Source organism: Aurantimonas manganoxydans SI85-9A1 (assembly GCF_000153465.1).
GTDB classification, from domain to species: Bacteria; Pseudomonadota; Alphaproteobacteria; order Rhizobiales; family Rhizobiaceae; genus Aurantimonas; species Aurantimonas manganoxydans.
Genome location: NZ_CH672387.1, coordinates 575279 through 585159, shown reverse-complemented (window position 1 = coordinate 585159; position 9881 = coordinate 575279). Strand labels below are relative to the sequence as shown.

Sequence of the window (9881 nt, the reverse complement as noted above, 5' to 3'; positions counted from 1 at the left end):
GCGATGGCCTTGTTTGTCATTCCGACCGTGGATCGCAATACGTCAGCATCCGCTACACCGAGCGCCTAGCCGAGGCCGGCATCGAGCCCTCCGTCGGCAGTGTCGGCGACAGCTACGACAATGCCCTGGCCGAGACGATCAACGGGCTGTTCAAGGCCGAGGTGATCCATCGGCGCGGGCCGTGGCGCAGTCTCGAAGCCGTCGAGTTTGCCACCCTCGAATGGGTCGATTGGTTCAATCATCGCCGGCTGCTCGAGCCGATCGGCAACATTCCACCCGCTGAAGCAGAAGCCGCATACTATGCTGAGCTTGAGGCCATGCCGATCGCCGCGTAGGACTCAAACCAAACGGTCTCCGGAAAACCCGGCGCGGTTCACTCGACGGCAGCTATAAGGATCATAATCGGCCACTGCCCGTTGCCCAGTGTATCCCCACTGCGAGTGGGCGTCCGAAGCAACGGAGTTTCCACGTGTCTATCGAGAAAATGATCCGCCTCCACCCTGACGTAGGCCAGGATGCGAACGAGGCTCTAGCGACGGCGGCCCGCCATTCCATGCTGTGTTCGCTGTTCTGCACGTCGTGTGCAGACGCCTGCATGGCCGAAGAAATGGACATGCGCCAGTGCGTTCGCACCTGTATGGATTGCGCGGATGTCTGCAATGCCACGGCCCATCTTGCCGTGCGCCGGACAGGGCAGAATGTCGAACTGCTTCGGGCGCAGCTTGAGATTTGCATCAAAGCTTGTGAAACCTGCGCGGCCGAATGCGAGAAGCATGATCACGAACATTGCAAGCTATGCGCCACCATGTGCCGCGAATGCGCTGATGATTGCCGCAAGGCACTTGCGACCGTTCAGTAAGTCGGTGACCTCGTCTCGATGTGTTTGCAATCGGGACGAGGTCGATGGTGCCGCTGTCGAGCGGCAGTTTAGGGCCGGAAGGGGACTGTCCGGTTTCAAGATGCACCGGGTGGTAAGCTGCCGTTCCGATCTACAGCATCGAAAATGCTTGCTCTGTTTTCTCACAACCCAATTTCGGTCTTTCGCATCCTTTGCCGACTGTCGAAGCATAGAGCCTTCAGCCTACGGCGACGCGGGTAGTCTCCGTAGGAACGTGGCACCCAGCCGACTTCCGCCAATGAGCACCAAGCCGCGCCCCGGCGCGTAGCACGCGTAAAATTAGAAGCCGTATTTCTCGCGGCGTAGGTGGAAGGCGGCCTCACCGCCCTCCATGATTTGTTTGATGGCATCGCGCGCATCCTCAACGTCGATCGCCCCCACGCCCTTGATCGTTCCCCGCGATTGATCGCCAGTCGTGCGGTAGCCAAACCAAGCCACAAGTTCGGCGTCGCCGTTGACCACGAGGTTGGCGTTGTGGCTGGCGAACACGATCTGGCGCAGCTTCTTCGCAGCCCAAAGCTGCTCGACGATTTCAAGCATAACCGGGTTGTCCAAGTCCTCTTCCGGCTGGTCGATCAACAGCGGCGGCCCGGGCTGGTTCAGCAGAGTCTTCAGCAGGGCCGTCGCCTGTTGCCCTGCCGAGGCATTCTTGAAGGGGATATACTCCCCTTCGCGTGCCCTGAATTCATAGTTCGGCATGGATTCGATCGGCGTCAGGGAAAGCACGAGCCAGTTTTCCGCGGTGAAGTGCTGTGCGATCCGGTCAATGTCGCCTGCGTTCAGCCCCATGTCGAGAAGCGCGACGGCGCCCGGCCGCGTGCCAGGCGGGCCGCGCTCGGCATCATATTCCGCGAGGCTTTCCAGCTCGGCCAGGGCCGCCAACCATGCGGACTTGGGATCGGCTGCAGTGGTGATCGCCTCGCCGAGCGCTTCAAGCCGCGCCGATTGCACCCGCGAGCCCTGCAGCGCGGAGCGCAGGTTAGCGATGAAAGCCGAAGGATCGGCATAGCGCTTGACGCCGACGCGGATCAGGCCGCCGGAACGGGCGGTCAGCGCCGCACATTCGCGGTCGACTAGGTCGTCATGCTCGGCTTGCGCGTCGAGCCATTGTCCGCGTGCCGTCGCATAGTTCTCGTCCGCCGTCGCCAGGGTCGCCAGCGTCTCGCGGGTCCGCGTCGTCTCTGCCGCCAGCTCGGCCACGCGGGCTTCCATGCTGCGGAGCTGCTGCAGCTTTTCGGTATGAGACGACGAGCGTTCCATGGCCGCGGCATATTCCGTCTGGAAGGCGGCATGCCCAGTCTTCCAAGCTTCCCAAGGGCCTGCAGCCCCATCCCCACCTTCGATCACCCGCGCGGCGTCCGCGATTTCGGAGAGCGACGCGAGGGCTGATTCCAGCAACCCGTCGTATTGGGCGCGGGCGGCCTCGAGCGTTTCCTTCATGGCAGCGGGCTCGGCCGGCACCGGCGGCAACGACGCTCGCTGCGCATGGACAAGCTGGCGGAGCTCGCGCGCCTTCTGGCTGATCGTGCCGGCGCCGACCTTCCACGAGGCGACGAGGGAACCTGCCGCCGTGTAGTGCTGCCCTTGATCGAGGAGCGCGCGATCGGCGTCGGAAAGTCCTGTCAGCGAGGCGCGTATCGTGTTCGCCTGCTGGCTGATCGAACGCTCTTCGAGCTGGCGGTTGTGCAAGGTCCGCGTCAGATCGCGGAAGCGCTGGCGGGTGGTATAGGCCTCCCGGATGCGGTTCGCCCGGTCGAGGGTGTGCCGCTGCAGCCGGTCGAGGTCGCCCCGGATCGGCGCCGTGATGAAGCGCGTCAGCTCTTCAATCCGCACGCTCACGTCGCTGAGCTGCTTCTGGCTGTAGGCCTGGATCGGGAGAAGCGCCCTAACCTCTTCCTCAGTGCAGGGCTGCAGGGCGCCCGCGCCGATTTTCATTTGCACGCTACCGTCGACGCTGGCGCGCCGCACCAGATGCTGCACGCCGTTCAGCACGTAGGTCACGTCCACGGTGGCGAGGTGCGACTTCAGCGTGCCCTCGATCAAGCGCCGGCGCCTGGCCTGATAGTTCGGCGCCTCGTCCTCGTCGCCGCTTGGCGGCTGATCGCAGAGCGCCCAGCGGAGGTACTCAAGCACGGTCGACTTGCCCGTGCCGCGGCCGCCGATCAGCGCGCTGTATTGCGGGTTGAGGTCGAGATCGAGCGGCCCGAGAAAGCTGGAATTACTGACGCTGAGGCCGGCAATGAAGGTCTCGGGCACATGCGGCGCGTCATGGGCGACGCGTGATTCTTGCGCGAGGCAGGCCTGCCGCAGCGCTTCCGCAGTCGGCATCGCCCACTTGATCCAGGTCGAGGGCACGCCGAGCGTCGTGTGATCGTCTCGGCGGCTGTCGGAGGTCTGAATGCAGGCGATCCGCTTGTGGCCCCACGACCGATCCTTGCCGGACAACTTGTTCTTAGTGCCCTCGCGCAGCGCGTCGTAGCGGCCATCGCTGTAGCCGCCGACGCAAGGCATTCCGATGTATTTGTCGGTCTGCCCCGCGCGCAGGAGCGAATGCTGCCCCTCGTCCGTGACGTTCGGCAGGACGATGTAACGGCCGCGGAGATATCCATGCGCGTCGAGCTTGGCCTTCAGCTCGGAAAACGTCGTGATCGCGCCGAGTCGCACGACATCGCGCACCTTGGATTGCGCGGCGTCATTCTGAGTGATCGCCAAGGCCGTCATTGCCAGCGAAAACATATCGTTGGGAAAGTCGGCATCGAAGATGACGATCGCTTGGCAGGGCACGCCGAGCGTCAGCTCCATGCCCGGGAACACTACCAGCCGATCCTCCGGCGCCAGCTCGGAGCCGTCCGCCGCCAGCTCTTCCTCCGCCGCGCGACGGATGAAGGGCAGGAAGGTCATGCAATGATGATCGGTGACGGCGATAGCCTGCAGCCCCTTGTCCCGGCAGGCCTCGACGAAGCGCCGGCCGTAGGCTAGGCGCTCGTCGTCGGTAACAGCCTCCGGCCCCGCCCAGCGCAAATCGCGCGGCGTATGCACCTGGAAATCGCAACGGTAGAAATGCGCTCCCCTGTCCAAGATACCTACCCCCATCGGCTCGGCTGAAGGCGCTCGATAAGCATCCCCCAATAAAGTTCGGCCGCGCCTTCCTGCGTTAGCTTTGCTGCGTCTCGATTCCCACTCATCGCCGCCATGCCCATGCTACGCAGAAACATGGATTGGTCGTCTGCCTCGACTGATAGAAGCTCATTGTAGCCATTGCTGGCGGACGTCTCCGACGCCGAGTACGCAATGCCGCCGGCGAAGGTGCGGTCTCCTAGGAACACCGTGCAGCGGGACACAGCCTGCCCCTGCTTGTAGACGACCGCCGCGAAGCGATCCGCGTCAATACGACGAAAATCGCCCTCAATCCCGTCGTTCCTAGCTGCGAACTCGCCGAGCGAGTTTTCGAAGAACCGCGCCAAATATTCGAAGCTGTCCCGCTGGAAGCGGTCCTTATCCCGCTCAGTAAATACCTTTACGAGGGCGAGATTGCTGGACCGAGGACCGGCCGGAAGGGAGGAACGCGCCGCCTCAGCTTCGGCAATGACGTGTCGGGTCGCGATGGATGGCGAAACCTTGGGCGCCAAGCGAGCCACTGCTCCCCGAACCGCCTTTGTGACTTCGAGCAACGCCTGATCGCGATCCGGATATTGCGTGATCGGCGTGCCGTTGAGCGGGGTGGCGTTGAGCTTGCCGAACGGAGCCCCATGCCAGTCGCAAGCACGTAAGATCACGGGGATAACAATTGCCTCTCCGGCTTCATGCCGCTCCATCGCGCGCTTCATCTCGATATCGTAGCAATAGTCGGAGGCGATAAAGTCCGCGCTGACGAGTAGCAGGATGACGTCGTCAGTTTCTACATGCTGCTCGATAGCGCCGGCAAACTCCTCGCCCGCACCGATCCGCCTGTCATGCCAAGTCTCGATGATTCCCTGACGCTTCAGTAGAGCGAGCTGGGTCTCCACAAGGTCCCGCAGCGCCTCATCCACATGAGAGTACGAAAAAAACACACTCGCCACCATAAGCTCTCCCTGCGGCGCCGTGATGCAATCGACGACAGTAGTCTCCGCAGTTCTTTTTTCGCTCTATCGAGAATGCGGTCAGACGAATAGATGTTTGAGCCTCGCCCTGTGCAAATAGAGTCGGCGAACTCCGAACGGGCGCCCCTTGTGCCCCGGAGCTAATTGCCGACGTGTCTTGGGTAACTAACCACGGCCGCGGTCGCAAGCAAATCGGGTATGTATCGAACGACCGCTTACGGGATCGCCCTCGAGCGAATCCAACAGCCGGAATGGGCGCAAAGCCGACCGTCCGCTATGCGGTCGGTATAGTGTTAACCTGCCAGTCGCACGTTCAAGTTGTTCTGACGAGGCAGCATTTTGCCAAGTGGCCCTTCTGCCACAATTGGTTTTGTCGGAGAGCCGGATCGTGAGCAGATTGTGCCGTTGAGCATGTAGCGAACATCGTCTTCCGGATACGAATGAACGCCTTCCATGCGAGATATGAAGCCTCCGGTTGGTTTGCTTTCAAGTTCGCTTCATCGCAGGTTTAGCGATTGCCAGCATCCGTTGCTGCGGCTACCGATCAACTATGCGGGCTGGAAACTGCATCGCCCATATCCTGCATGGAGCCGATTATGGAAACTGCACTTATCAAAGCGAAGACTGGTGTAGCGGGTCTTGACGACATCCTCGTCGGTGGTCTGGCTCCTGGTCATGTCTTTCTGATGGAAGGCAGTCCTGGCACCGGCAAGACCACTATTGCTCTTAGCTTTCTCATGAGCGGTGCCGAGATCGGCGAGAGAGGCCTCTACATAACCCTGTCGGAGACAGAGAAGGAACTGCGGACTGGCGCGAGATCGCATGGCTGGGACCTCGGCGATGCGATCGAAGTAAGCGAGCTCGTCCCTCCCGAAAGCCTGTTAGATCCAGATTCCCAGCAGAGCCTTTTGTATTCTTCGGACCTTGAGCTGGGCGAGACGACGAAGGCAATCTTCGACGCCTTCGAACGCATCCAGCCTTCCCGTGTTGTCCTCGACAGCCTTTCCGAGATACGCCTTCTCGCACAGAGTTCACTTCGCTACCGTCGGCAGATCTTGGCGCTGAAGCATTTCTTCGCCACGAAGAACGTCACCGTCCTCCTCCTTGACGACCTCACGACGGACACGATGGACAAAACTGTCCATTCGATCGCGCATGGCGTGATCAAGCTGGAGGAACTGGCTCCAGAATACGGCTCGGAACGCCGACGACTTCGCATCATGAAGTATCGCGGTCAGTCTTTTAGAGGCGGCTACCACGACATGGTCATCAAGAATGGCGGCGTGCAGGTATTTCCACGGCTAGTCGCGTCAGAGCACCGCATTCCCTTCGCTCGCATGCAGATGACCAGCGGCATCGGCGAACTCGACGCGCTGGTCGGGGGGGGGCTTGAACAGGGTTCCAGCACATTGGTCCTGGGCCCGGCCGGCACCGGAAAGAGCACCTTCTGCTTCCAGTTCGCCGTCGCGGCCGTCGCGAGGGGCGAGAAGGTGGCGATGTTCATCTTCGATGAAGAGCTCGGCCTGCTTTTCGACCGGACGAAGGCTTTGGGAATGGATCTCGAGGCGATGAGGGATGCAGGGCTGCTGCTTATCGAGCAAGTCGATGCGGCAGAGCTTTCCCCTGGCGAATTTGCTCACCGTGTCCGGGATCGCGTCGACAGTTCAGATGCAAAAACCGTCGTCATTGACAGCCTCAACGGATATCAGGCAGCGATGCCGGCTGAAGGTGCCCTGACGCTACACATTCACGAGCTGATCCAATACCTGAACCGGCGTGGGACAACTACCTTCCTGACGGTCGCGCAGCATGGTCTCGTCGGCGACATGAAGTCCCCTGTAGATCTGACGTACATCGCGGACACAGTCATCCTGCTCCGATATTTTGAAGCTCTCGGCAAAGTCCGTCGGGCGGTCTCCGTTATCAAGAAGAGAACGGGTCGACATGAGGATACCATCCGCGAGTACAAGATCGGAGTGACTGGCCTGATCCTCGGACCACCGCTAAAGGAGTTCCAAGGCGTGCTTCGCGGCGTTCCTACTTTCATCGGCAGCTCGGAAGGCGGACCGAGGTCCGTTCCAGAAGGCATGCTGTAGGGATGCCGGCACTGACCGCCCTCATCCTGTCGCCCGGCGGCCGGGACGCTGCCATCGCCGCGCGAATCCTAGAGGATGCCGGCATGCAGCCGGTCATATGTGAGAGCTACCAGGAGCTGATCTGCCGGATCGGCAACGGCAGTGGTTTCGCGATCGTGACCGAGGAATCCTTTCGAGGCGCAGATCTCAAGCCATTGCACGATCGCCTCACCGCACAGGATCCGTGGTCGGACTACCCCTTCATCGTGCTGACGCGGCGCTCGGAGAGTTCGCAGCGAAATCCTGCGACGACGCAGCTTGCCGAACTTCTGCTGAACGTGACGTTCCTCGAGCGTCCGTTCCATCCCGCGACGTTCATCAGTCTAGCGAAGACCGCTTCCAGAAGTCGTGAAAGGCAGTTCGAGGCTCGTGCCCGTATCGTCGAGTTGCACGAGCGCGACGAGCGGCTCAGGCAGGCGAACGAGACTTTGGAGACGCGTGTCGCCGAGCGGACGGGGGAAATGCAGGCAGCTCACGAAAAACTGGTGATGGAGGTTGAACAGCGCGAGCGAACGGAAATTCTTCTGAGGCAGGCGCAGAAGATGGAGATGATCGGTCAGCTTACGGGCGGCATCGCGCACGACTTCAACAATTTGCTCATGGCAGTTCTGGGAAACCTAGAACTTCTGAAGCGTCATATGACGCTCGATGCGAAGGCTGAACGCTTAGTCGAAGGAGCTGTGAAGGGTGCGCAGCGTGGCGCCGCACTCACCCAGAGACTTTTGGCATTCGCTAGAAGGCAGGAGCTCACCCTCGCTCCGACGAACCTCATCGAGCTCGTGAGGGGAATGGCGGACCTATTGGACCGATCCCTCGGCTCGACGATTGAGCAGCATGTCGTACTTCCGGAAGGCATGCCGCTGGCTCTCGTCGACGGAAACCAGCTCGAGCTGGCTCTGCTCAATCTCGCAGTGAACGCACGTGATGCAATGCCGGACGGCGGCAGCCTAACGATCGAGGTGGACATGCCGAAGACGTTCGAAGGGATGGTACTGCGATCGGGCACCTACGTCCGACTTTCGGTCTCCGACACTGGCTCCGGCATGGGCGAGGAGACGCTGAAGCGGGCGACCGAGCCTTTCTACTCGACAAAGGGCGTCGGCAAGGGAACCGGTCTCGGGCTGTCGATGATTCAGGGCCTTGCCGAACAACTGGGTGGATCGTTGCGGCTGACAAGCACGGTTGGCATAGGGACGCGTGCGGAGCTATGGCTTCCGGTCGCCGCCAGCGCAAGCGAAGTACCGGCTGCTAGGCCAGATCTCGAAATTTCGGCAGTGACCGGCAGTTGCCGGATCCTGATGGTAGACGACGATCCGCTGATTTCGATGAGCACTGTCGACATGCTCGAAGACCTTGGTCACGAAGTCGTCGAGGCGAGCTCGGGAGCGAAAGCGCTTGAGATTCTGAATGCCGGTGAGCAGTTTGACCTGATGATCACGGACTTTTCTATGCCGAAGATGAACGGCGGTCTGCTTGCCCGTGCGGTTCATGAGCTTCGTCCAAGCCTGCCGATTCTTCTGGCCACAGGATACGCAGAGATGCCGTCCGGTTCTGAAATCGAGCTGCCGAGGCTCGGGAAGCCGTATACCCAAGCGCAGCTAGCGGCTGAGATCGGGAAGCTAGTGCGGTAATATCAGATCGTACTTGTGACTGGCGCGGGCTGAAATAAGAGGTCTGTTATGAAGCCTTGGTGCCAGGTCTTCGAATGCGGCCTTCTCTCTCGGAAGAATGAGCCCAGAGAGCAGGCAGTGATAAGAATGCATCAAATTGCGCGGGGAATACCTCGCGCTGCTGATGTCCGGTTAGTCGAGCGCGCATAAGGTCAGTATGAACAGGTCGTTTAGCCAAGGTTCAGAAAGCTTCGCGAGGTGCTAAAGTTCTCATGCCGGCGATTCCGGAGGCATTCCATTGAATGGCAAAGCACGAAGGCTCATCGGTGGCTGTTGGATGGCCGGGATTTTCATAAGTATCTACTGGCGTCGACACGCGGCGTCTGCATCCATCAATGCTGTCGTTGATAGAGCGCACGAGGCCATATCCTTTGGGTCGATCCCGGCGAGAATATATGTTCGGAGCCGCTCTTCGAGCAAGATAGGGTCGCGGACGCCTTCGCGATTGAGCATAATTTCCAGAGATTTGCGCATTTCGTCAATTTCGTGGATGCCGTATTTTCGAAATACCGTCGCTCGTGCAGTTTTCATCGAAGGAAACCTTTGCGCGCAGGATGATGGTAGAAAGCCGCGAGTTTCCATTCATTCCAGTACGGGAGGCAGCCGTCCGTCAGGAGGACCAGTCTATAAGATCCCGGATCTAAGCAGCGACCTCTGCCTTGGATCTACGCTTCGTGGTCCACGACGGCACCCCAACGGCGATCGCTGCACAGGCGAGCCCGACAGTTCGGCTGGTGCCTTCGCATTTGAACTCAGTCACGTCCGACACCGTAATGGACAAACGTCGAGCGGCTTCATCGTCGGAAAACCACATCATATCTAGCCACTCGATAAAATCATGAGCCGTCATGTTCAGTCCCTCAGCGCGAACTCACAGCTACGCGCCGAGTTTTACGGAGAGTCAATCGAGGCGGCTGCAACGTCGTCATCGGCAGTCGATATAGACGATCGTGTCGACAGCCGACTGGTCGACCAGAAGACCACGCTCATGGGCGATGAGGGCGAGCATTCCGAACGGGAGGTCAGGTAGGCGTTCTGACCCTCCTTCTTGCCTTCCATCGACAGGCGGTATGCACGCCCGCCGTGCCTTCCGTCG

At 60.4% G+C, this 9881-nt stretch carries 7 protein-coding genes; 4 read left to right on the top strand and 3 right to left on the bottom strand.

Features of this window, described 5'->3' with window-relative positions; translation table 11 throughout:
• Together SI859A1_RS21265 and SI859A1_RS20685 are read left to right on the top strand one after the other, a co-directional pair.
• A partial coding sequence (locus SI859A1_RS21265; RefSeq protein ID WP_148233928.1) for an integrase core domain-containing protein occupies window positions 1-335 on the top strand: 335 nt, incomplete at its 5' end.
• A gap of 134 nt (window positions 336-469) precedes the next feature.
• Window positions 470-859 carry a four-helix bundle copper-binding protein gene (locus SI859A1_RS20685; protein WP_009208366.1) on the top strand — a complete coding sequence of 130 codons (390 nt, stop codon included), beginning with the start codon at window positions 470-472 and terminating at the stop codon, window positions 857-859.
• Between the two features lie 318 nt (window positions 860-1177).
• Here SI859A1_RS20685 and SI859A1_RS02865 read toward each other — a convergent pair whose 3' ends face one another.
• Together SI859A1_RS02865 and SI859A1_RS02860 are read right to left on the bottom strand one after the other, a co-directional pair.
• Window positions 1178-3976, bottom strand: coding sequence for a TrlF family AAA-like ATPase (locus tag SI859A1_RS02865; RefSeq protein WP_009208365.1), 2799 nt, complete (start codon window positions 3974-3976; stop codon window positions 1178-1180).
• A gap of 5 nt (window positions 3977-3981) precedes the next feature.
• Window positions 3982-4962, bottom strand: a complete 981-nt coding sequence (locus SI859A1_RS02860) for a toll/interleukin-1 receptor domain-containing protein (RefSeq protein WP_009208364.1) — start codon at window positions 4960-4962, stop codon at window positions 3982-3984.
• A gap of 614 nt (window positions 4963-5576) precedes the next feature.
• On the opposite strand from SI859A1_RS02860, the gene SI859A1_RS02855 reads away from it, so the two are divergent.
• Window positions 5577-7076, top strand: a complete 1500-nt coding sequence (locus tag SI859A1_RS02855; RefSeq protein ID WP_040326207.1) for an ATPase domain-containing protein — start codon at window positions 5577-5579, stop codon at window positions 7074-7076.
• 2 nt (window positions 7077-7078) lie between these two features.
• Window positions 7079-8746, top strand: a complete 1668-nt coding sequence (locus tag SI859A1_RS02850; protein WP_009208362.1) for an ATP-binding protein — start codon at window positions 7079-7081, stop codon at window positions 8744-8746.
• A 339-nt stretch (window positions 8747-9085) separates the two neighbouring features.
• Here SI859A1_RS02850 and SI859A1_RS21725 read toward each other — a convergent pair whose 3' ends face one another.
• A complete protein-coding gene (locus SI859A1_RS21725; protein ID WP_156416174.1) occupies window positions 9086-9316 on the bottom strand; it encodes a hypothetical protein in 231 nt (76 codons plus the stop codon).
• Window positions 9317-9881: the final 565 nt, after the last annotated feature.

Bases quoted from the DNA above. Each gene is read 5' to 3' on its own strand.
- SI859A1_RS02860 (WP_009208364.1), bottom strand. From the start codon at position 4,962: ATGGTGGCGAGTGTGTTTTTTTCGTACTCTCATGTGGATGAGGCGCTG.
- SI859A1_RS02855 (WP_040326207.1), top strand. From the start codon at position 5,577: ATGGAAACTGCACTTATCAAAGCGAAGACTGGTGTAGCGGGTCTTGAC.
- SI859A1_RS02850 (WP_009208362.1), top strand. From the start codon at position 7,079: ATGCCGGCACTGACCGCCCTCATCCTGTCGCCCGGCGGCCGGGACGCT.
- SI859A1_RS21725 (WP_156416174.1), bottom strand. From the start codon at position 9,316: ATGAAAACTGCACGAGCGACGGTATTTCGAAAATACGGCATCCACGAA.